Raw genomic sequence first — 22942 nt, forward strand, 5'->3', positions numbered from 1 at the left:
AGGAAGCGTCATTCGCCGCCGCCCGGCGATGGCTCAAGCCATTGTCCCGACGCTTTGGCCCCTATAAGCAAGCGCCTTGCTGAACGCCTCACGGCGCTTTGGAAGGTTGCGAATGCCGAGTCCCCTGATGGCGGCCCTGAAGGATGTGGGAGACGGGATCCGTCTCGCGCCCCTGTGGTGGCGGCTGGGCCTGGACCAGACGGCGTCGCGCTTCCAGCGCTCGGTGCTGGGGCCGTTCTGGATGGCCTGCAATCTCCTGGTCATCGCCTTCGCCCTGGCCTTCGTCGTCAGCGCCCTGATGGGCGTGGACATGATGAAGAGCTATCCGCAGGTGGTGGCGGGCCTTTTGGCCTGGTCGCTGGTGGGCACCACCATCGCCGAGGCCCAGGCGATCTTTCTCTACAACGCCGGCCTGATGCAGAGCCAACGCCTGCCGCTCAGCTTCTACGTTTTCCTGCACGCCCAGAAGTCGGCGACCAACTTCCTGTTCCAGGCGATCGCCTTCTGGGCGACGATGCTGGTGCTGAACCGCTTCTCGTTCCCACACTGGACGCTGATCCCGGCGCTGGTGGTGATGCTGCTGATCGTCTGTTTCCAGGGCTTCATCATCGCCATCCCGTCGACCCGCTTCCGCGATGTGGCCTACATGATGAGCTATGTGGTCCAGCTCTTGTTCTACGTGACGCCGGTGTTCTGGATGACCGCGAACGTCAGCGAAAAGCACCGTTGGGTGGTCGAGTTGAACCCCTTCACCCACCAGGTGGAGCTGCTGCGCGCGCCGCTGACTGGCCATGCGCCCGAGGCCATCCACTGGTGGTGGACGCTCGGAACCCTGGGCGTGCTCGCCGTCGTCGCCATCACCCTGCTGGCGATGTTCCGCAAGCGCGTGGTCTTCTGGCTGTAGGGGACCGCGATGACGCACCAGATCAAGCTGACCAACGTCGATCTTGACTACTTCGTCTACAGCCTGCGCTCGCAGTCGCTGCGCAGCGCCGTGTTCAACCTCGCGGTCGGCGGACGGATGTACAAGGCGGCGGGCGACGTGGCCGCCGTTAAGGCGCTGCACGACATCAATCTGGAGATCAACGAAGGCGACCGCATCGCCCTCGTCGGCCACAACGGCTCGGGCAAGACGACCCTGCTGAAGGTCATCGCCGGCATCTATTCGCCGACGCGCGGCGAGCTGTCGATCGACGGCGACATCACCTCGATGATCGCCATCAACGCCGGTCTCGACATGGAGGCCACGGGCCTTCGCAACATCCACAAGCTGGGCCTGATGCGCCGGCTGTCGCGCAAGGTGATCGACAGCCGCGTCGACGCCATCGCCGAGTTCTCCGGCCTGGGCGACTTTCTGCACCTGCCGGTGCGAACCTATTCGGCCGGTATGCTGGCGCGCCTGATGTTCACCGTAGCCACCGAGTTCGAGGCCGACATCCTGGTGCTGGACGAATGGCTCAGCGCCGGCGACGCCGCCTTCGTGCAGAAGGCCGCCCAGCGAATGCACCGGATGGTCGAGGACGCCAAGATCGTGGTGATGGCCACGCACGACCATGACCTGGTCCAGCGCGTCTGCAACCGGGTTTGCGAACTGCAGGGCGGCAAGATCGCCTTCCTCGGCTCGACCGAGGCGTGGCTGGCCTACCGCGAAACCCAGGCCGCATGAGCCGCCTGCCGCCCGGCCTGAAGACCGGCCGCGACGTGTCGGTCACCGGCGTCGACGCGGCCGGCCGCACGGTGTTGGCGGCGCGCGACGGCGACCCGCAGATGGTCTGGACGCCCACCCGCGAAGAGCGCAAGGCGCTGCGGGCGGCCAAGGCGGTGCGGATCGACGTCAAGCTCGAGGCGGTTGAGGGCAAGCTGGTCGGCCCGGCGCTCTACGCCGACTGGGGCGATGGATTTTCCGAGGATTCCTACGCCCGCCTGAAGGCCGGTCCCGACGGCTGGTTCGCCTCGCTGCCGGCCCGCAGCTTCCAGCTGAACGGCGTGCGGCTGGATCCGTCCGAAGGCGCCTGCGCCTTCACGGTCGAGGCCTTCAAGGTCACACGGATCGGCGACCTGGGCCGCGATCCGCGCGGCCTGCGCGGCGCGGCGATCCAGGCGCTGAAGCCGATGCTGGGGCCCCTGCGCGGCCCCGCCGGCGCGGCCTGGCGCCGTGGGCGGGCGTTGCTGGCCAAGGGGCGCGTGGCGCGTCCGGCGGGACGCGACGAGAGCGCGGTCGGCGCGACCTACGCCCACGCGATCGCGGTCTCCCGCAACCTGCGCAGCCCGCACTACGCCGCGCCGATCGCCGCCCCGATCACCCTGCCGGCCGACGCGCCCAAGGTGGTGGCCTTCTACCTGCCGCAGTTTCATCCGTTCCCGGAGAATGACGCCTGGTGGGGCAAGGGCTTCACCGAGTGGACCAATGTCTCCAAGGCCCAGCCGCAGTTCCTGGGCCACTACCAGCCGCGTCTGCCGGCGGACCTCGGCTTCTACGACCTGCGCCAGCGCGAGGTGCTGGCCCAGCAGGTGGACCTGGCCAAGGGCGCGGGCGTCCACGCCTTCTGCTTCCACTACTACTGGTTCGCCGGAAAGCGCCTTCTGGAGCGACCACTGGACCTGTTCCTGAACGATCCCAGCCTGGACCTGCCGTTCGCCCTCTGCTGGGCCAACGAGAACTGGACCCGACGCTGGGACGGCGACGAGAGCGACATCCTGATGGGTCAGGATCACTCGCCCGAAGACGACCGCGCGGTCTTCGAGGACCTCGCCCGCTACATGCGCGATCCGCGCTATCTTCGCGTGGGCGGCAAGCCGCTCCTGGTGCTGTACCGCCCCGAGATCCTGCCCGACGCCAAGGCCACCACAGACCGCTGGCGCGAGCAGGCGCGGGCTATGGGCCTGGGCGAGTTGCACCTTTTGTGCACCACCGCCTTCGGCTTCCAGGACTACGCCGGCCACGGCTTCGACGGCATCGTCGACTTCCCGCCGCATGCGATCGTGGAAGGCGAGATCACCAACCGGGTGACGCCGCTGCACGCGGGCTTCACCGGCAAGGTCTATGACTATCCCGCCGTCGCCCGCCACAAGCTGGACGAGCTGGAGCAGGTCCCGGCCGCCTTCGTGCCCGGCGTCATGCCCGGCTGGGATAACCAGGCCCGCAAGCCCTGGGCCGGGGTGGCCTTCCACAACGCCGACCCCGAAAGCTATTTCGGCTGGCTGTCGGGCGCGCTCAAGCACGCCGAGGCCAAGCATCCCAAGGGCGAGGCCCTGGTCTTCGTCAACGCCTGGAACGAATGGGGCGAAGGGGCCTATCTGGAGCCCGACCGGTGGTTCGGCCACGGCTATCTGCACGCCACCCGAACGGCGCTCAGCGCCTGGCTGCCGCGCCTGACCAACGCCCATCCGATCATAGCCGAAGCGCAAGGCCAGTTCGCCAAGCGCGCCGATGCAGTGACCTTGCTGCACCTGTTCTATCCCGAACTGATCGACTGGTTCGCCGAGCGCCTGGCCGCCACGACGGACGTCCTCGACCTGATGATCACCGTGCCGGAGACCTGGAGCGAGGCGGATCTTTCCCGCGTGCGCGTCGCCTTCCCCGCCGCGCATCTGGCGGTCGCCGAGAACCGCGGCCGCGACATCCGGCCGTTCGTGGAGACCCTGCGTCGCGCCCGGGCGCTGGGCTATTCGGTGTTCTGCAAGCTGCACTCCAAGCGCTCGCCGCACCAAGCCAAGGGCGACCAGTGGCGGGCCAAGTTGGTCGAGGGCCTGCTGGGCGGGGAGGCGGCCGCCTTGGCCCTGCGCGCCTTCGCCCAGGATCCGAAGCTTGGCCTGCTGGCCGCCGCCGGCGCCCGCATGCGGATCGGCGATCCCGACGTGATGGACAACAACCGCGCCGAGGCCGACCGGCTGTCGGCGCGCATGGGCCTGAAGCCGCGTCCGGAGACGCCGTTCGCCGCCGGCTCGATGTTCTGGGGACGGACCGAGGCCTTCGCGCCGCTGACTGACCTGTCAGACGCTGAGATCGCCTTCGGGCCGGAGCTGGGCCGCGTCGACGGGACCACCGCCCACGCGATCGAGCGCCTGACGGCGGCCATCGTCGAGCGCGCCGGCTATCGCGCGAGCTTCGAGCTGTGATTCGACTGGCCCGTCTCGCCCGCCGGGTCGGTCGCAAGCTGAAGGCCATGGCGCCGACGCCGAAAGCGCCCGAACCGCCGTCCTTGCCCCTGCGCCTGGATGGGGTCGGGAACCCAGACTTCACCACGGTGCGCAATGTCTGGTGCGCGCCCGCCTTCGGCGTGCTGGTCGACTCCGGCGGTCAGGTGCTGGGCGGCGTCGCAAGCCAGGCCCTGAGCTTCAGTCCCGACCTGTCGGCGCTGCCGAGGGTGCGCGCCAACGATGGCGCGAGCCGCCTCATCCTGCCCGACACGCCGCCGCGCCTAACCAAGGGCGCAGTACTGGCGGGTTGGGGCGATCTGCGCAGCTATGCGGGTTTCCTGCTCAACACCCTGCCGGCGCTGCTGGCGGCGTCGGAGGCCGGGGCGCTTGGCGAGCATCCGTTCGTGGCGCCGCCGCTGGCGGCGTGGCAGGCCGACCTTCTGGCCCTGGCCGGACTGGACGCCCCGCAGACGAGCGACGCGCCGTGGATAGTTCTGGACGAGGCGATGGTGTCGCCGCCGCTCCTCCCCGCCCCGTCTCACCCGCTGCTTCCCGAGGTCCGAGCGCGGATCCTGCTGGCGCTGGGTCCGGCCAGCGAAGCCCGCCCCAAGCTCTACGTCAGCCGCGCCGATGCCATGAACGCCGTGATGCTCGACGAAGAGGGCGTCGAGATCGAGCTGGCGGCGCGCGGCTACACGATCGTCCGTCCCGAGACGGCCTCGGCGCGCGAGCTGATCAGCCTGTTCCGCGAGGCCGAGACCATCGTGGCTCCGACCGGCGCGGCGCTGGCCAACATCCTCTTCTGCGCGCCGGACGCCCGGATCGTGGAGATCCGCCCCCCGGGAGCGACGAGCGTGTGGGCGCAAGACCTGGCCGCGCGGGTCGGCGTGACCTGGCATGGCTTCGATGCGGCGGGCGCTATAGAGGCGCCTGGCACACCGCTGGATCCGATCCTGCCTCCGGCTGCGGCGTTTAGCTGGCGCGCCGACGCGGCCGCCCTGCTGGCGTTCCTGGCGCAGAGGGCCTGAGGCGCGGATGGCTTCGTTCGTCGACCTTTCGCAGACCGACCTCGTCCCCCTCTCGGGCGCCCTGCACGGCCCCGCGCGTGTGGCCCGCGCGCTGCTGATCAAGGGCGGCGCCCTGGTGCCGCCGCGTCCGATGCTGTGGCCCTGCGCCGGCGACATGCTGAACGGCCTGCACATCCTGGGCGACCTGCATGCGCCCGACATCGACCTGATGGTGGCCAGGCGCGTGGTGGCCGGCGGCTCGGGCGCGCACCTCAAGCTGGACGACCAGCTCGTCTACGCCGAGGGCGCCTACCCCTATTACGTCCGGCACTGGTACGAACACGACATCGCGCGCCCGGCCTGGGACTTCGACGCGCCGGTGACCCACCGGCTCGACCGGGCCTTCGTGATCACCCACTTCAACTTCGTCTGGGGTCACTGGCTGACCGAGATGTATCCGAAGCTGTTCGTGATCCGCGCCCTGAACGCGGCGGGGATCACCGCGCCGCTGCTGCTGCCGAGGACCGCGCCCGGCTATGTGGCGCGCATCGTACGGATGATGCTGCCCGAACAGGAGATCGTCACCTACGACCCGCGCGACGAGGCGGTGGAGATCGGCGCGGCCCTGCTGCCGCACATGCTGAACCGCAACTACGTCTTCCACGACTTCCTGCGCTGGAGCCTGGAGCGGGAAGCCCTGACCTGGACCCGCGGCGGCGAGCCGGCCATGCTGTTCGTTAGCCGGGGCGGCGTGCGCACCGCCCAGTCCTTCCGCGAACTGGAGAACGAAGCCGAGATCGAAGGCCTCGCCCAGGAGGCCGGCCTTACCCTGGTGCGTCCCGAGACCCTGGGCTGGGACCAGCAGGCGCGCCTCTTCTCCCGTGCGCGACTGGTGGCCGGCGAATTCGGCTCGGGCCTGCACAACGCCCTGCTCTCGCCGCAGGGCTGCCAGGTGGTGTCGTTGAACTGGCTGGTGGAGGTACAGTCGCGGATCGGCAACTTCCGTCGCCATGACGTCGGCTACATCCTGCCCGCCGACGGCCAGGCCCGGCTCTATTCGATCGAACCGCAGGCCAATCAGCCGTTCACCATCGACCCTGCCGAGTTTCGTCAGAAGCTGGCCGTCGCGGTCGAACGCGCCCAGGCGCGCAGGGCCATGGCGGGTTGGGACGACGCGCCGTTCCCGGCCGAAGGCCCCGATCTTCGCCTCTGAGACGCCAGCTCAGCCCGCGCGGAAGCGATCGACGGCCATCCGCAGCGCGCCGGCGTTGATCGGCTTGGCCAGAACCTGCACCGACTCGAACCCCGCCCTCGGCAGGTCGCCGTAGCCGGTGGCGAACACGAACGGCACGCCGCGCTCGCGCAGGCGCTCGGCGACCGGAAACACCATCTCGCCGCCGATATTGACGTCCAGCACCGCGCCGTCCGGCGACGGATGATCCCGGAGCCACGCCAGAGCCGCGCCCACGGCGCCAAACGACCCGGCGACCTCGCAACCCATGTCGCCGAGCATGTCCTCGACCATCATGGCCACCAGGGCCTCGTCCTCGACGATCATGACGCGCGCAGTCTTCATGCGGCCAGACTCATCCGTTCGGAGATCGGCGCGCGCAGCGTGAAGACCAATCCTGTCGGCCTGAAATCGAGCTCCGCCTGGCCGCCCAGATCCCGCGCCAGGCCTTGATGAACCATCTTGGACCCGAAACCCCGGCGCGACGGCTGGCCCGAGAGCTGGGGCCCGCCCTGTTCGCGCCAGATCAGGGTCAGAAGCCCCGGCGCGGTGGCCTCGTCGACGCTCCAGGTAATCGCGACCCGCCCCTCCGGCGTCGACAAGGCGCCGTGTCGCGCGGCGTTGGCGATCAGTTCATGGATCGTCATATGCACCGAGACCGCTGTCTCGGCGTTGAACGCCAGCGCAGGTCCGTGAAAGTCGAACCGCGTCGCGAAGTCGTTGGCGAAGGTCGCCACGGTGCGCTGCAGGATCTCCTCCAGTTGCGGCCGTCCCCACGCACGGCGGGTCAGCAGTTCATACGCCTGCGACAGGGCCAGGATGCGACTTTCGAAGACATCGGCGAAATCTTCGGCCGACGGAGAGGTTCGCAGAGTCTGGCGGGTGATCGACTGCACGATGGCCAGCGTGTTCTTCACGCGATGATCCAGCTCGCGCAGCAGGAAATGACCATGCTCGAGCGAGGCGGCCAGATAGTCGTTCAGGCGGCCGCTTTCCAGGGCCGGGGCCGTCGCCCGCGCGATAACCTGAAGCTTGCGGAGCACTTCTGGCGCGGGATCATACGGGCGCGCCCAATAGACGCCGATCGCGGCGATCGGGTCGCGAGGCCTGACCGGCGCGACCACGAGGCTCTTCACGAACGTGGGCCGATAGGCGTCGTGCGGAACGTCTGAATCCGCGTAGATGTCGGGACAGATCACCACGCGGCCGCTCTTCATCGCGCGCCCGGCGACGCACTGATCCATCGGGAAACGCTTGCCCTTCCACAGAGGGCCGATCGCGTCCTCGTCGACGTACCAGCACTGGTCCTTGTCGCGCATGACGAAGGCCACGCCGTCGGCGCCCAGGATGCGCCGCGCCGCGCTGCGCACCACGTCGGCGACCTCGTTGATCGTGCGTGTCGCCGACAGCGCCTCGATCATCTCGATCAGAGTCGTCAGGCCGGTGTCGGCGTCGCCGATGCTTTCTGTGCTGTCGAGCTCCCGCATAGCTCCAATCGCACGATGGTTGCGCCGTAAAACCCTAACATGTAGACGGCGCCGAACAAGCGCGACCGCCATGCGCAAATCATGACGCCAAACCGCGCGAACCTGTGGAAACTCGCACGCCCGCCGCGCCTGCGCCTTGATAAGTCTCAAGCTTCAGCGGGGGGGGGCGTCACTCGGTCGCAGGCGCGCCGCGCAGCACCTTGTCGAGCCGCCCGCGATCCAGAGCCCCCTCCCAGCGCGCCACCACCAATGTGGCGACACCGTTGCCGACCAGGTTGGTCAGGGCCCGGCACTCGCTCATGAACCGGTCCACGCCGACCAGGATGGCCAGCGCGGCGATCGGGATGTCGGGCACGACGGCGAGGGTCGCGGCCAGGGTGATGAAACCCGCCCCCGTCACGCCCGACGCGCCCTTCGACGTCAGCATCGCCACGCCCAGCAGCGCCAGCTCCTGGCCCAGCGACAACGGCGTGTTCGTGGCCTGGGCCAGGAACAGCGTGGCCAGCGTCATGTAGATGTTGGTGCCGTCGAGGTTGAAGCTGTAGCCGGTGGGGATCACCAGCCCCACCACCGAACGGCGGGCCCCGGCGTTCTCCAGCTTCTCCATCATTTGGGGCAGCACCGACTCCGAGGAGCTGGTGCCCAGCACGATGAGCAGCTCTTCGCGGATATAGGCCAGGAAGCGGAAGATCGAGAACCCGCTGGCCCAGGCGATCCCTCCCAGCACCACCAGCACGAACAGCAGCGAGGTGACATAGAAGGTCGCCACCAGCGCGCCCAGCTGCACCAGCGCCTCGACCCCGTACTTGCCGATGGTGAAGCCCATGGCGCCGAACGCGCCGATCGGGGCCAGGCGCACGACGATGTGGATGATCCCGAAGAACAGCTTCGACGTCTCGTCCAGCACATGGGCGACCCGCTCGCCGAAGTCACCCATCCGCACGCAGGCGAAGCCGGTCAGGATCGCGATCACCAGCACCTGCAGCAGGTTGCCGTCGGCGAAAGCCCCGATGAAGGTGTCGGGGATCAGGTGCAGCAGATAGGCGACCATGCCCTCGCCGTGCTGGGCCTTTTCGACGTAGCCGGCGGCGATCGAGGCGTCGAGCGTGGTCGGATCGATGTTGAACCCCGCGCCCGGCTGCACCAGCCGTCCGACCACGAGGCCCAGCACCAGGGCCAGGGTCGAGACCACCTCGAAATAGATCAGCGCCTTCACGCCCACCCGGCCGAAGGCCTTCATGTCGCCCATGCGCGCGATACCGCCGGCCACGGTGCAGAAGATCACCGGCGCGATGACCAGCTTGATCAGCTTGATGAACCCATCGCCCAGCGGCTTCAGCGCCACCCCGATCTGCGGCCATATCGCCCCGACCAGCACCCCCAGGACGATCGCGATCAGCACCTGCACATAGATCGACTTCAAATGCCGCACGCGTTCCCCCAGCCTCGCGGACGGGGTTCTAACCGTTCGCGTCTTGCGCTATTGACCCTGACCCGCGCGCCGCGCGGCCCGGTAGCTCAGCAGGATAGAGCAGCGCTTTCCTAAAGCGAAGGTCGGGGGTTCGAGTCCCTCCCGGGCCGCCAGGGCACAGTGTATGTGTCGTTGCAACTTGACGTCGCCCCGAAACGCTCGAGAGACCCCACAAGCGCGGTCGGTTTCGGACGCGTCCACCGCTGTTGACGGCGCTCTTCCCACCCGTCCCCGCCGCCCGGAAGCAACGGCTTCCGATCTTTATGCGGCCCTTACACGCCCCCCCCTGCTTCGATATGGAGCCTTTACGCCGGTCCATGGTCCTTGGCCTCCAACATCCAAGGAGGCCGCGATGGCTGATCTTCTCTTGGGGGCGCTGGCGCTAGGCCTGTTCGCCCTGTTTGGCGCGTTCGTCGCCGCGCTGAGGCGCGTCTGACGATGCTGACGAACATTCTCTGGGGCGCCGGCGCGATCGTGATCGCCGGCTACATGGTTGCGGCGATGCTGCGGCCCGACAAGTTCTGACGGACCCTTTTCCATGACTTGGCAAGGATGGGCGGAGATCGCCCTGACCCTGAGCCTGGCGGTCGCCATCGGTTGGCCGCTGGGCGTTTTTCTTTCGCGCGTCTGGAACGGCGAGAAGACCTTCCTCGATCCGGTCCTGCGTCCGGTCGAGGGCCTGTTCTACAAGGCCTGCGGCGTTGATCCGAGCAAGAGCCAGAGCTGGCACGGCTACGCCGCCGCCCTGCTGGCCTTCAATCTGGTCGGCTTTGTCTTTGTCTACGCAGTGCTACGTCTGCAGGGCGTTCTGCCGCTGAACCCGCAGGGCTTTCCGGGCCTGTCGGGCCATCTGGCGTTCAACACCGCCTTCAGCTTCGTCACCAACACCAACTGGCAGAGCTACGCGGGCGAGAGCACGATGTCGACGCTCAGCCAGATGCTGGTGTTGACGGTGCAGAACTTCGTCTCGGCCGCGACCGGCGCGACCGTCGCGGCGGCCCTGGCGCGGGCGTTCGTCGCCAACCGCGGCGAGGGCGTCGGCAACTTCTGGGCCGACCTCGTGCGCACGACCCTCTACCTGCTGCTGCCGCTGGCCTTCGTCGTCGCGGTCGTGCTGGCCGCCCTGGGCCTGCCCCAGACCCTGACCGCTGGCGTCACCGCCCATACGCTTGAAGGCGCAGAGCAAAAGATCTCGCTCTACGCGGTGGCCTCCCAAGAGGCGATCAAGATGCTGGGCGTCAACGGCGGCGGGATTTTCAACGCCAACTCCGCCCACCCGTTCGAGAACCCGACGCCGCTGACCAACCTGATCACGGCCGTCTCGATCAACACCCTGGGCTGGGCCGCCTTCTTCGCCTTCGGTCGCACCGTACTGGCCAGGAAGGACGTGCGCGCCCTGGTCATCGCCGCCTTCGTGCTGCTGTTCGCCGGCGCGGCGGGCGTCTATGCGACGGAAACTCAAGCCCCCCCTGCCCAGGTCGCGGCCAATGTCGACACCAGCGTAAACATGGAGGGCAAGGAGGTCCGCTTCGGCGCGCCCGCCACGGCCGCCTGGGTCGCCATGACCACCGGGGCGTCCAACGGTTCGGTCAACGGCATGCACTCCAGCCTGATGCCCCTGGGCGGCGGGATCGCGATGTTCCTGATGCAGCTCGGCGAGATCCTGCCGGGCGGCATCGGCTCGGGCGTCGCCATCATGGTCGTCATGGCCCTGCTGTCGGTGTTCGTCGCCGGCCTGATGGTCGGCCGCACGCCGGAGTATCTGGGCAAGAAGATCGAGGCGCGCGAGATCCAGTTCTCGATCCTGGCGGTCGTGATCATCCCGCTGTCGATGCTGGGCTTCTCAAGCGTCGCGGCGGTGCTACCCGAGGCGCTGAAGGGCCTGATGCACAGCGGGCCGCACGGCCTGTCGGAGATCCTCTACGCCTATGTGTCCGGTACGGCCAACAACGGCTCGGCCTTCGCCGGCCTGACGGCCAACGCGCCCTGGTGGAATGTGACCCTCGGGATCGCCATGGCCCTGGGCCGCTTCCTGCCGATCATCGCGGTGCTGGCCATCGCCGGCAGCCTCGTGACCAAGCCTAAGCTGACCCCCAACGCCGGCACGCTGCCGACGGACGGCGGTCTTTTCATCGGCCTCCTGATCGGGGTGATCCTGATCCTGGGCGGCCTGCAGTTCTTCCCCGCGATGGCGCTGGGACCGATCGTCGAGCACTTCCAGGCGCTCGACGCGGTCGCCGCCCTCCGCTGAGTGGTGATCCCATGACATCCGTAGATATCCACGCTGGCGAGGGGCGACGCGCCCTGGCGGGCGGCCTGTCCGGCGCCGTGCTGGCCCGCGCCGCCAAGGACGCCTTCCTCAAGCTCGATCCGCGCAAGCTGACCGGCAATCCGGTGATCTTCGCCACCTGGCTGGTGGCCCTGCTGTCGACCATCTCGGCGGTCGCGGCCGTGGTCACCCACCAGGCTGCGGGCTTCGCCGTCCAGATCGCCGTCTGGCTGTGGGCGACGGTCCTGTTCGCCAACCTCGCCGAAAGCGTCGCCGAAGGGCGGGGCAAGGCGGCCGCCGATAGCCTGCGCGCCACCCGCGTGACGACCAAGGCCAAGCTCATCATCGACCCCAAGACCGGAACCTGGATCCCGACCCCTGCGCATAAGCTCGGCGTCGGCGAGGTGATCCTGGTCGAGGCCGGCGAGGTCATCCCGACCGATGGCGAGATCATCGAGGGCATGGCCAGCGTCAACGAAGCGGCCATCACCGGCGAGAGCGCGCCGGTCATCCGCGAAAGCGGCGGCGACCGCTCAGCCGTCACCGGCGGCACCACCGTGGTCTCCGACTGGATCAAGGTCCGCGTCACGGCCGAGGCGGGCTCGACCTTCCTTGACCGGATGATCGCCATGGTCGAAGGCGCGGACCGGCGCAAGACGCCCAACGAGATCGCCCTGGCGGTTCTTCTGGCCGGCCTGACCCTGATCTTCCTGATCGCCGTGGTGACGCTGCTGGGCCTGGGCAAGTTCTCGGGCGTCGCGCTGGACCCAATCGTTTTGGGCGCGCTGTTCATCACGCTTATTCCGACGACCATTGGCGGCCTGCTGAGCGCCGTCGGCATCGCCGGCATGGATCGCCTGCTGAAGGTCAATGTCCTGGCCACCTCCGGCCGCGCGGTCGAAGCGGCCGGTGACGTCGACACCCTGCTGCTGGACAAGACCGGCACCATCACCTTCGGCAACCGCATGGCGACCGAGGTGATCCCCGCCCCGGGCGTGCGTCCGGATGCGGCGATGACAGCGGCCCTGATGGCCTCGCTGGCCGACGAGACGCCGGAGGGTCGTTCGATCGTCGAACTGGCGCGCAACGCGAGCCTGACCGTCGAGCCACCGGAAGGCGCGACCGCGATCCCGTTCACGGCCCAGACCCGCCAGTCCGGTCTCGACCATCAGGGTCATAGCTGGCGCAAGGGCGCGGTGGACGCCGTCTATCGGTCGCTGTCGCTGGAGCCCAAGAGCATTCCGACCGAGCTGACCGCGGCCGTGGATCGCATCGCCCGCTCGGGCGGCACCCCGCTGGCGGTCAGTGAGAACGGCGTCCTGGTCGGCGTCATCCACCTGAAGGACGTCGTCAAACCCGGGGTGAAGGAGCGCTTCGCGGACCTTCGCCGCATGGGCCTGCGGACGGTGATGATCACCGGTGACAATCCTGTGACCGCCGCCGCCATCGCCTCGGAAGCCGGCGTCGACGACTTCCTGGCTGAGGCCACGCCCGAGGACAAGTTGCGACTGATCCGAGAGGAACAGGGCAAGGGTCGCCTGGTGGCCATGTGCGGCGACGGCGCCAACGACGCACCCGCCCTCGCCCAGGCCGATGTCGGCGTCGCCATGCAAACAGGAGCTCAGGCCGCGCGCGAGGCCGGCAACATGGTCGACCTCGACAGCGATCCGACCAAGGTCATCGAGATCGTCGAGGTGGGCAAGCAGATGCTGATCACCCGCGGCGCCCTGACGACCTTCTCGATCGCCAACGACGTGGCCAAGTACTTCGCCATCATTCCGGCGATGTTCGTGGTCTCGCTGCCGGCGCTAGGCGCGCTGAACGTCATGAAGCTGCACAGCCCGCAGAGCGCGATCCTGTCGGCGGTGATCTTCAACGCCCTGGTGATCGTCGCCCTGATCCCCCTGGCCTTGAAGGGCGTGAAGTACCGCGCCGTCGGCGCCGGCAAGCTGCTGTCGCGCAACCTGACCCTCTACGGGTTGGGCGGCCTGATCGCGCCGTTCGTCGGCATCAAGCTGATCGACCTCGTGGTCTCGGCCCTGGGTCTGGCGTAAACACAAGCCATCGGAGAGTCATCCGTCATGCTTTCACATCTTCGCCCGGCCCTGGTTTCGATGGGTCTGTTCACCGCCCTGCTGGGCCTGGCCTATCCCCTGGCCGTCACGGGCGTCGCCCAGGCGGCTTTTCCCACGCAGGCCGATGGCAGCCTGATCCGCAATGCGGACGGCAAGGTGGTCGGTTCGGCCCTGATCGGTCAGGCCTTCGCCAGGCCCGAGTACTTCCACGGTCGCCCCTCGGCTGCGGGCTCGGGCTACGACGCCGGCGCGTCGAGCGGCTCCAACATGGGCCCGCTGAACGAGACGCTGATCGCCCGGCAGAAAGCCCACGCGGCGGCGTTGCGCTCGGAAAACCCGGACGTGACGATCCCCGCCGACGCCGTCACCACCTCGGCCTCGGGCCTGGATCCGGACATCTCGCCGGCCAACGCCCGCTTCCAGGCGCCCCGTATCGCCAAGGCGCGCGGCGTTCCGGAGAATGAGGTCACCGCCCTGATCGACGGTCAGGTCCGGTCGCCGCTGCTCGGCTTCATTGGCCAGCCGCGCGTCAATGTTCTGACCCTAAACCGGGCGCTCGACACTCGCTATCCGCTCATCGCCAACGAGAAAGGCGGCTAGTGCCGGCCGACGACCCGAAAAGACCGGACCCCGAGGCGCTCCTGGCCGCCGCCAACAAGGCGCGCCGGGGGCGCCTGAAGGTGTTTCTGGGCATGGCGCCGGGCGTGGGCAAGACCTACGAGATGCTGCGCGCCGCCCGCCGCCGAAAGGCCGAGGGCGCCGATGTTCTGATCGGTGTGGTGGAGACCCATGGCCGCCGCGAAACCGAGAGCCTGCTACGTGGCATGGAGGTCCTGCCCCGCAGGCCAATCGAGCATCGCGGCCGCGTCCAGATGGAGTTCGACATCGACACGGCCTTGGCGCGTAAGCCCAAGATCCTGCTGGTCGACGAATACGCTCATTCCAACGCCATCGGCTCGCGGCATCCCAAGCGCTGGCAGGATGTCGAAGAGCTGCTCGCGGCCGGCGTCGACGTCTGGACCACCCTCAACGTCCAGCACCTGGAGAGTTTGGTCGACGTCGTCCAGCGCATCACGGGGGTGCGGCAACGCGAGACGGTGCCCGACAGCGCCCTGTCGCGCGCCGACGACATCGAGCTCGTGGACATCACGCCCGGCGAGCTGCGCGAGCGCATGGCCGCCGGCAAGGTCTATGTGCCAGAGACCGCCCGCCTTGCCGCAGACAACTTCTTCAAGATCGAGAACCTGACGGCGCTGCGCGAGCTGGCGCTGCGCCGCGCAGCGCAGACGGTGGACGATCAGCTGATCGCCACGATGCGCGAAAAGGGCGTCGAGGGTCCTTGGGCGGCGGGCGAGCGGATCCTGGTGCTGGTCAGCGGCGACACCATGGCGGCCACCCTCGTACGCGCAGGGCGGCGTCTGTCGGACATGATGATGGACGCCCCATGGACCGTCACCCATGTCGAGCGGACTGACCGCCCGCTGGCGAAGGACGGTGACGCCGCGCGCCTGCGCGAGGCCTACCGCCTGGCCGAGCAGTTGGGCGGCGCCACCGTCGCCCTCAGCGGCGGCGACATCGTCGATACGGTGATGGCCTATGCGCGCCGTCAGAACGTCACCCAGATCGTCATCGGCAAGTCGATCGAGAGCCGCTGGCGCGAGCTTATGGGGCGCTCCCTGGCGAGCGCGCTGTTACGGGAGGCGCGCGGCGTCGCGGTTCACGTCGTCACCGAGGCTGCGCCAGAGCGCGCATCGCGACCGCCTGATCCGCCCCAACCCGATCGTTGGCGTGGCTATGCGGTCGGGGCTCTGTTCATCGCCGCGGCCACCCTGGCCGCCTGGGGCCTGGACGTCGCGTTCAATCGCGTCGACCTCGGGATGATCTTCCTGGCGGCCGTGCTGGCGGCGGGCGTGCTGCACGGTTTGAGGCCCGCCCTGGCGGCCGCGACCGTGGCGTTTCTGGTCTACAACTACCTCTTCCTCGAACCCCGCTACAGTTTCGTGGTCGGTTCGCCCACGGATTTCATCACCCTGGTCGTATTCTGGGCGGTGGCCCTGGCGTCAGGCGGGCTGGCTGGCCGTGTGCGCGAACAGGCGCTGGGCTCTCAGCGCCGCGCCGCCGCTGTCACCACGCTGCTGGCCGCCAGCCGGACGTTCTCCGCCGCAAGCGGTCGCGACGCCGTGGCCAAGGCGCTGGCCGAGCAGCTCTCCGCCGCCGCCGGGGCGAGCGCCGTCGTCCTTCTGCCGCAGGGGGATGAGATCGCGCTGGCGCATGGCTCGCCCGAGCTCGCGCCCCTGGACGCCGCGCAGATGGCCGCCGCGCGCTGGGCCTGGGATAAGGGCGAGGCCGCCGGCTTTGGGACAGGAACCTTGCCTCAAGCCCGGTGGACCTTCTGGCCTCTGGACGGCGTGCGGGCGCGCACAGGCGTCGCCGGTTTGGCGGCGGGGGCGGCGCCGCTCGGCGCGGACCAGGAGCGGCTCGTCCTGGCGCTGCTGGAACAGGGCGCCGTGGCGCTGGAGCGCTCGCAGCTTGCGGCCGAGGCCGTCGAGACCGAGACGCTTCGCCGGGCGGACCGCTTCCGCTCGGCCCTGATGAATTCGGTCAGCCATGACCTGCGCACGCCGCTCTCGACGGTGCTGGGGGCCTCCACAACCCTGATCGACTACGGCGACAAGCTGGCCAAGCACGTGCGCGAGGACCTGATCGTCAGCATCCGCGAGGAGGCCGAGCGGCTGAACCGCTATGTGGCCAACCTGCTGGACATGACCCGGATCGAAGGCGGCGCCCTGCGGCTGCGGACCGACTGGATCGACGTCCGCGACGTGCTGAACGCCGCCGCTGACCGGGTGTCACGCCGCCTGGGGGGACGCGCGCTCACCCGGGACTTTCCCCGCGAGCTGTCGCTGGTTAAGGCCGACGCGAGTCTCTTGGAACAGGTCGTGGTCAATGTGCTGGAGAACGCCATCGCCTATAGCCCAGTCGAGGCGCGCATCGAGATGGCCGCCTATGAGGACCGCTCGAACGTGGTGATCAGCATCGAGGACGAGGGGCGTGGCATCCCGCCGTCGGAGCTGGAGCGGGTGTTCGACAAGTTCCGCCGCATGGAGGAGCCCAGCGATCGCACCCAGGGCGCAGGCTTGGGGCTTTCGATCGCCAAGGGCTTCATCGACGCTCTGGGCGGACGGATCGCCGCCGCCAGCCCGATCCACGACGGAAAAGGCGCGCGGATCCTGATCAGCCTGCCCAAGTCCGTCACGATGCCGCATCACCTGCTATGACGGCCCCATGAGCGCGCTTCGCCACCGCATCCTCGTCATCGACGATGAACCGCAGATCCACCGCTTCCTGGGGCCGGCGCTCGATGCGGCGGGCTACGAGGCGCTGCGCGCCGACAGCGGCCAGGAGGGCTTGCGCGGCATCGCCCTCTGGTCCCCAAACGCCGTGGTGCTGGATCTTGGCCTGCCTGACATGGACGGCAAGGACGTCCTGGAAAAGGCCAGGGCCTTCTATGAAGGTCCGATCCTGATCCTCTCGGCCCGCGATCGCGAAGTCGAGAAGATCGAGGCGCTGGACCGGGGCGCCAACGACTATGTCGAAAAGCCCTTCGGCGTGGGGGAGCTCCTGGCGCGGCTGCGCGTGGCGCTCAGGCAGTCGGCGGCGCCGAAGCGGCCGACGGGGCCGGTGTCTTTCGGCGAGGTCGTGATCGATCTCGATCGGCGTTTGGTGACCAAATCCGGCGCCGCCGTTAAGCTTTCGCCCAAGGAGTTTGAGCTCCTCTCACGATTGGCGCTCTCGCCCGGGAAGGTGCTGACGCACAAGGAACTCCTTGTCAGCGTTTGGGGCGCCGCCCACGCCGGGGACACCCAGTACCTGCGGGTCTTTGTGGGACAACTCCGGCAGAAACTTGAGGACAACCCCGCGCATCCCGCCTTGATCCAGACCGAACCTGGGGTTGGCTATCGCCTCCAGGCCCAGACCCGCTGGAGCCCGTCTGGTTTAGATGGGCCCGGCTAAACCGGATAGGACGGCCTGTGGCGCGGGCCATAGCCCGCACGACCAGGACTAAGAGCGGCGGGTGAAACCGCGCTGTCGGCCAGATGAACGGCCGATCACAGCGCCGAACCAGCCCGGCCGATGGCGGCTGATGCGTCGCCGCCTCTGGCGCGTCAGCCCGCGAGAACCCGTGCGATGCGTTCAGGATGGGTCATCGCCAAGAAGCGACCCGCGTCCGGCGTGAGCTCGAAGTGGCTGTCTGGGAGCACGTCGCGCCAATAGCGCTCGACGTGCCGCGGATCGTGCATGGTGTCATGCGCGCCGATCAGGATCGACCAATGCGAGAGACCCTGCATCGGCGCGAGCTCACCGCCGCGCGCGATGGCGACCTGCTCATTGACATAGCCTTCGATCCGGCCCGTGGCGAACATGCGCACCGATCGCCAGTAGTCCTCGGCGAAACGCGGGTCGGCGGCGGCGGCCTCGTCGGGCGGGCTGCCGCGCATCGACTGCTTCATGATCCTGTCCAAACGCTCACGCGTCAGGCTGCCGGCCAGGAGGCGCGCGAACGTCGCGATCAGTTCGGGCCGGCGAAAATAGGCTTCCTTGAAGGCGCCCAGGGGCCCGTGTCGACGCCCGTCGGCGCTCGTAGGCGGGTCGGGATTGACCAGCACCACCTTGCCCAGGCGCTCAGGCGCGCGTCTGGCCATGGCGAGCACGGCCTGGGCGCCGCCGCGAGCGACGATGTCGATGGTCGGCAGACGCAGCGCGTCCAGCAAGGTGATAAAATCTTCGGCGGCCGTTTCGAAGGGATCGTGCTCGCCCGGCCGCAGACCGGGGATGGGATCGCTCATACCGAAGCCCGGACGATCGATCGACAGAACGCGAAAGCCTTCCGCCTGCAACGCGGCCACCAGGCCAGAGGGCGCCAGCCGCGAGGTCATGCTTGAGTGTACGATCAGCACGGGGCGTCCGCCCGCCGGACCGTAGTCACTCCACGCAATGCGTGTTCCATCGCCCCGAGGCAGCAATCGCAACGGTTCAGCGCGAGGATCCGAGAAGCCCAGCTGTCCGCGGGTCGCGCCCAGCAGGGCGCCGAGCATGCTCATGGTCGACACAGTGCGCGCGAGTTCGGTGGCCGAGGTCACACGTAGAGCGGCGAAGATCTGCTCCAGATCCTTGCGCACGACCGAAACCGACAGACCCAGTGTGCGGGCGGCTTCCTCTCGCGAGGCGCCGCCGGCGAGCAGAAGCGATATCGAGGCCTGCTTCTGGGTCAGCCCCCAGACATCGACCAGCAACCCGGAGTGATCGGCGCGCGACGGCAAGAGTCCGAACGCGAGACCTGAGAGAAGCCCGACAAGCTCCGGCAAGCGCCGCACACCCGTGCGCCGATAGACTTCCGTCAGCGTCTCGCGCGCCGTGACGTGGGACAGCTCAAGCCTTGCGGCCGCCGCCTTGATCGACCCCGCTCGAACCACCGCCGACACCACGCGAGTTTGCGCCGGCGTAAGGCCGAAGGCGGCGCAAGCGCGTTCGATTGGTCCGGCGCGCGCGGCCAGGGTGGTCAGCACCACCACCTTGCCCGCCGAGGCCGCGGTCATGAGCTCAGGCGGCAAATGCCACCGCGGGAAGGCCGCAGCTGCGGAGGCGTAGACGAATATGGCGGAGTCCGTACCGGTGTCGGTTTCAACAGCGACAGGCGCCACGACGGGCTTGAGCGACCGCAGCGCGCGGTCAGCGAGTCCCGCGTCGATGTAGCGCTCGCCCCCTTCTTCAGAAAAAACGCGCGAGGCCACTTGGACTGCGCCGTGAGCGTCCAGCAATGCCGCCGCGACGCTCTGCGCGTCCAGCAGGGGCAGAAATCTGGCCTCCGCCGCATCCGTCTCGATCAAGTCGCCCAAAGCGCCGGGGGCGGCTTGAGTCGTTGCGAGGACGGCGTCCGCATCATCCAGGACGGCCTGCAGGAAAGACGGAAAGCCACCCTCAACCAAGAACTGAAATCCGATTCCGCCATCACACGCGCGCCTTTCAAGCGATCGATCCGGCGCGTGACCAGACCTTGGAGCGCGCTTGTCCGGACGTCCAGGGAACATTGGCGCCCCCTTACAAATGGCGATGCCCGCTCCGCTGCAGTTGGGTTAGCTGCCGCTGCGCGCCGGCTCACGTTTCGGCGCACCCGAGAGAAGTTCGATGGCCATCACCTTTCAAACCCAGGATCTGGCGTTCAACCTGCGCGCTGGCTTTACGACAGCATCGGTGCACGAGATCGCGGTCGCCGACTTCAACGGCGACGGCAAGATCGACATCGCCCTGGGCTACTTCCTCTATCCGCTGGAAGATCGGGCGATCCCGATCCGGGTGCTCACCGGAAACGGTGCGGGCGGATTTACAGACGCGACGAGCGCTCTCTTCGGCGACCAGCCCCCCGTAACGGTGCACAATCGCCAGATCGTGGTGGCCGACTTCAACAAGGACGGTCGGGCTGACGCCTTTTTCGCCGACCATGGCTATGACGCCGCGCCCTTCCCCGGCGCGCGCAACGCCCTTTTTCTGTCCTCCGGCGCTACGGGCGTGGTCAACGCCACCGCGCGGCTCCCGACCCTGACCGACTTCAGCCACTCGGCGACGGCCGGAGACATCGATGGCGACGGCGATATCGACCTCTATGTCGGCAACTACAACGGCGGCGCCGAAGAAGCGTCGTACCTGCTGCTCAATGACGGCGCCGCCAACTTCACCTTGAGCCGCGCGGGCCTGCCGGCCGACCTCGTGGCGGGCCAGTACAATTCGCCGACCAGCCTGTTGTTCGACGCTGATGGCGACGGTGACCTTGATCTGCTCCTGACGCCGAATGAGACCCAGACCCAGAACGCCCGTCTGCTGAAGAATGACGGAAAAGGCAATTTCAGCGCCCTCTCCGCCTTCGCGATGCCCCGGAACGGCGCCTCCGAGACTGTGATCGACGCCAAGGCCGTCGACATCAACGGCGACGGCAAGCTCGACCTCGTCATGACGACGGTTGTGGATCTGTTCAAGCCCGGTACGACCCAGGTCTGGATCAACGACGGCCAGGGCGGCTTCGCCAACGAGACCGCAAAGCGCCTGCCGGTCCAGAGCACCGAAGACTGGTACGCCCGCACCCAGGTGATCGACATCAATGGCGATGGTTATGTCGACCTTGTCGCGTCGAACAGCCACAGGCAGGCGGTGTTCCTGAATGACGGCGCGGGCCGCTTCGTGCAGCTGCCCACGGGCTGGCTGAACATCTCGCAGTACGACCGGCTTCAGGCGGCCGATGTGAACGGCGACGGCCGCACGGACGTGATCGCCTGGCGCGGGATCTGGGAGGGGGCCGAACACTTCGCCATACACCTGTCCAGTGACGCCGGCGTCTCGGTGAGCGGCGACGCCGCCGCCAACGCCCTGGTGGGCGACGCGCGCGCCGAGACCCTGAGCGGCCTGGCCGGAAACGACGTCATCTTCGGCGGCGCGGGCGATGATGTGCTGAGTGGCGGCGACGGCGCCGACATTCTGGTCGGCGGCGCGGGCGCGGACCGGATCGATGGCGGGACTGGCGTCGACGAAGCGCGTTACGGCGGCCTCTCGACCGACTACACGATCGGCGTCACGGCGTCGGGCTGGACCGTTTCCGACGCCCGCGCCAATCCGCGCGACGGCGCCGACACCCTGATCAATGTCGAAAACCTGGTCTTTGCGGACAGGTCCATCAGCTTGGGCGACGCCACGGTGGGGTTGGCGATCGCTTCGCTGCTGCGCGGCAGCGCAGCGGCGGACGCCGGCGGGGCTCTTACAGCCGATCTCACGGCCAAGATCACCGCCGGCGCCTTGACCTCTTCCGCCGCCATCGCCGAGGTGGTGAAGGCCGCCGACCAGACGACTTCGGTCGCGACGCTCAGCTATCTGTTCTTTACTGGCAAGATCCCCAGCCAGGCTGGCGTCGACTATCTGGTCTCGTCCACCGGACCGAACGCAAACAACCTCAACAGCGCCTACTACCAGACCTTCAATCTGGAGAACCGCTATATCAATTTCGCGGTCAACCTCGGCAAGGTCGGCGAAGGGGCCGCCAAGTTCTCCACCGACTATGGTTCGCTGTCGCTCTTCGACGCCACCAAGAAGGCTTACGCGGCGATCTTCGGCGGGACGCCGACCGACGCCAAGGTCCACCTGCTGATTGACGCCAGGGTCGACTACTTCGCGAGCTACGGCGGGGATGGCCCGAACGGCCTGGGAACCAAGGCCGCTATGGTGGGCTGGCTTCTGGCCGAGGCGGAAAAGGCGGACGTCGGCGTCATGGCCAGATCAAACGCCGCCTGGCTGACCGATCTGGCGGACGGCGTCGCGCCCTTCGCGATCGACATTCTTGATCCCGCCAAGGGCTACTACAAGGCGGACTTCATCTTCGGAGGCGGATGAAGATCGCCGCAGCGCGCCCGCGAGGCGGCGGCGCGGATCCAGCAACGCGGCGCGCGACGCGCCCCTGTTCGCAAGGCTATGCGCCGTGACCGGCCTCCGGCTCACCGCGGAGATCGCCTTGCCCGTTACGCTCAGCGCGCAAAAGCCACCTGTTTCGATCGCTTACTACAAGGCGGAGCAGTTGGGCCTTCTGACGGTGTCCATCCGGGAGACCACGGGCTCTACTCCTATCCGATCGTCGCCGATCGCCACGAACCGGGCATCTTCACCGTCAATGTGACCTGTCGCGCTGTTGGCGATTTCAACGGTGATGGCTTTTTTCCAGGAAACGATCGTCAGTTGGTCGCTCTAGCCTCATACGGCGCCGCATCAAGCAGCGGGCCGGCCAGCGACCTGCCTCAACAACCAGCGCGGCTCTCATCGCCTGGCGACCGCCGCCGAGCCGGAGAATCTCCCGATCGTGACCCGGCTTTTTCCCGAGCCCTTATAGGCGCTTAGACCATGATTGCGGTCGCGGTTGTCTAGCAGGTTTGCGCAGCAATCGTCCGAAGACTGCCTTCCAAGCGTTGAAACAGCAGGGCTTTCAACGGTCTTTGGAAGAATGGCGCGCCCGGAACGATTCGAACGTCCGACCCTCAGATTCGTAGTCTGATGCTCTATCCAGCTGAGCTACGGGCGCGCACTGCCTTGCGGCGAGGCGGGGGAGATAGCCCAGCCGTTCCGGGGACGCAAGCCCGGTTTGCACGATAATTTCGAAAAGTTTCGCGCACCACTGTTCGCGGACGTGCAAAGCCCTGCGCAGCGGCGGTTCAGGGACCGCGTTTGGGGT

At 67.9% G+C, this 22942-nt stretch carries 15 protein-coding genes and 2 tRNA genes; 12 read left to right on the forward strand and 5 right to left on the reverse strand.

The window, feature by feature from the left end; all coding sequences use genetic code 11:
- Nucleotides 1–112: 112 nt before the first annotated feature.
- From J2X45_RS11520 to J2X45_RS11540, 5 genes are read left to right on the forward strand one after another with little or no spacing between them, the layout of a single operon-like run.
- Nucleotides 113–904 carry an ABC transporter permease gene (locus J2X45_RS11520; protein ID WP_310214761.1) on the forward strand — a complete coding sequence of 264 codons (792 nt, stop codon included), beginning with the start codon at nt 113–115 and terminating at the stop codon, nt 902–904.
- Between the two features lie 9 nt (nt 905–913).
- The gene (locus J2X45_RS11525) at nt 914–1666 is read left to right on the forward strand and encodes an ABC transporter ATP-binding protein (protein ID WP_310214763.1); all 753 of its coding nucleotides are present in this window, start codon (nt 914–916) and stop codon (nt 1664–1666) included.
- The gene (locus J2X45_RS11530; protein ID WP_310214765.1) at nt 1663–4119 is read left to right on the forward strand and encodes a glycoside hydrolase family 99-like domain-containing protein; all 2457 of its coding nucleotides are present in this window, start codon (nt 1663–1665) and stop codon (nt 4117–4119) included. Before J2X45_RS11525 ends, J2X45_RS11530 begins: the two co-directional genes overlap by 4 nt.
- Nucleotides 4116–5168 carry a glycosyltransferase 61 family protein gene (locus tag J2X45_RS11535; RefSeq protein WP_310214767.1) on the forward strand — a complete coding sequence of 351 codons (1053 nt, stop codon included), beginning with the start codon at nt 4116–4118 and terminating at the stop codon, nt 5166–5168. The genes J2X45_RS11530 and J2X45_RS11535 overlap by 4 nt, the downstream gene beginning before the upstream one ends.
- A 7-nt stretch (nt 5169–5175) precedes the next feature.
- Nucleotides 5176–6360 (forward strand): DUF563 domain-containing protein, encoded by a 1185-nt coding sequence (locus J2X45_RS11540; protein WP_310214769.1) that lies wholly within the window; start codon nt 5176–5178, stop codon nt 6358–6360.
- Between the two features lie 9 nt (nt 6361–6369).
- On the opposite strand, the gene J2X45_RS11545 is transcribed toward J2X45_RS11540, so the two are convergent.
- The 3 genes from J2X45_RS11545 to J2X45_RS11555 all read right to left on the reverse strand — a co-directional run bounded on the left by J2X45_RS11545 (nt 6370) and on the right by J2X45_RS11555 (nt 9288).
- Nucleotides 6370–6723: a response regulator gene (locus J2X45_RS11545; protein WP_310214772.1), complete on the reverse strand. Its 354-nt coding sequence runs from the start codon at nt 6721–6723 to the stop codon at nt 6370–6372.
- Nucleotides 6720–7865, reverse strand: a complete 1146-nt coding sequence (locus J2X45_RS11550) for an HWE histidine kinase domain-containing protein (RefSeq protein ID WP_310214775.1) — start codon at nt 7863–7865, stop codon at nt 6720–6722. The genes J2X45_RS11545 and J2X45_RS11550 overlap by 4 nt, the downstream gene beginning before the upstream one ends.
- Nucleotides 7866–8034: 169 nt before the next feature.
- Nucleotides 8035–9288: a dicarboxylate/amino acid:cation symporter gene (locus tag J2X45_RS11555; protein WP_310215298.1), complete on the reverse strand. Its 1254-nt coding sequence runs from the start codon at nt 9286–9288 to the stop codon at nt 8035–8037.
- A gap of 84 nt (nt 9289–9372) precedes the next feature.
- Here J2X45_RS11555 and J2X45_RS11560 point away from each other — a divergent pair.
- The 6 genes from J2X45_RS11560 to J2X45_RS11585 all read left to right on the forward strand — a co-directional run bounded on the left by J2X45_RS11560 (nt 9373) and on the right by J2X45_RS11585 (nt 17694).
- Nucleotides 9373–9449: transfer RNA gene (locus J2X45_RS11560), tRNA-Arg, on the forward strand.
- Between the two features lie 425 nt (nt 9450–9874).
- Nucleotides 9875–11587, forward strand: a complete 1713-nt coding sequence (kdpA, locus tag J2X45_RS11565) for a potassium-transporting ATPase subunit KdpA (protein ID WP_310214779.1) — start codon at nt 9875–9877, stop codon at nt 11585–11587.
- An 11-nt stretch (nt 11588–11598) separates the two neighbouring features.
- Nucleotides 11599–13659, forward strand: coding sequence for a potassium-transporting ATPase subunit KdpB (gene kdpB / locus J2X45_RS11570; protein WP_310214782.1), 2061 nt, complete (start codon nt 11599–11601; stop codon nt 13657–13659).
- A gap of 27 nt (nt 13660–13686) precedes the next feature.
- The gene (gene kdpC, locus J2X45_RS11575; protein WP_310214785.1) at nt 13687–14280 is read left to right on the forward strand and encodes a potassium-transporting ATPase subunit KdpC; all 594 of its coding nucleotides are present in this window, start codon (nt 13687–13689) and stop codon (nt 14278–14280) included.
- Entirely contained in the window at nt 14280–16958 is a 2679-nt protein-coding gene (locus tag J2X45_RS11580; RefSeq protein WP_310214787.1) for a sensor histidine kinase KdpD, read from the forward strand. Before kdpC ends, J2X45_RS11580 begins: the two co-directional genes overlap by 1 nt.
- 7 nt (nt 16959–16965) lie before the next feature.
- Nucleotides 16966–17694: a response regulator transcription factor gene (locus J2X45_RS11585; RefSeq protein ID WP_310214789.1), complete on the forward strand. Its 729-nt coding sequence runs from the start codon at nt 16966–16968 to the stop codon at nt 17692–17694.
- Nucleotides 17695–17846: 152 nt separating this feature from the next.
- Here the strand turns inward: J2X45_RS11585 and J2X45_RS11590 are convergent, their stop codons facing one another.
- Nucleotides 17847–19667 (reverse strand): alpha/beta fold hydrolase, encoded by a 1821-nt coding sequence (locus tag J2X45_RS11590; RefSeq protein WP_310214791.1) that lies wholly within the window; start codon nt 19665–19667, stop codon nt 17847–17849.
- Between the two features lie 199 nt (nt 19668–19866).
- Here J2X45_RS11590 and J2X45_RS11595 point away from each other — a divergent pair, with 199 nt between their 5' ends.
- Nucleotides 19867–22113, forward strand: a complete 2247-nt coding sequence (locus J2X45_RS11595) for an FG-GAP-like repeat-containing protein (protein ID WP_310214792.1) — start codon at nt 19867–19869, stop codon at nt 22111–22113.
- Nucleotides 22114–22715: 602 nt separating this feature from the next.
- Here J2X45_RS11595 and J2X45_RS11600 read toward each other — a convergent pair.
- Nucleotides 22716–22792 (reverse strand) — tRNA-Arg (locus J2X45_RS11600).
- Nucleotides 22793–22942 lie beyond the last annotated feature (150 nt).

Origin of the sequence: Caulobacter sp. BE264, from assembly GCF_031457805.1 — a bacterium.
Classification (GTDB): domain Bacteria; phylum Pseudomonadota; class Alphaproteobacteria; order Caulobacterales; family Caulobacteraceae; genus Caulobacter.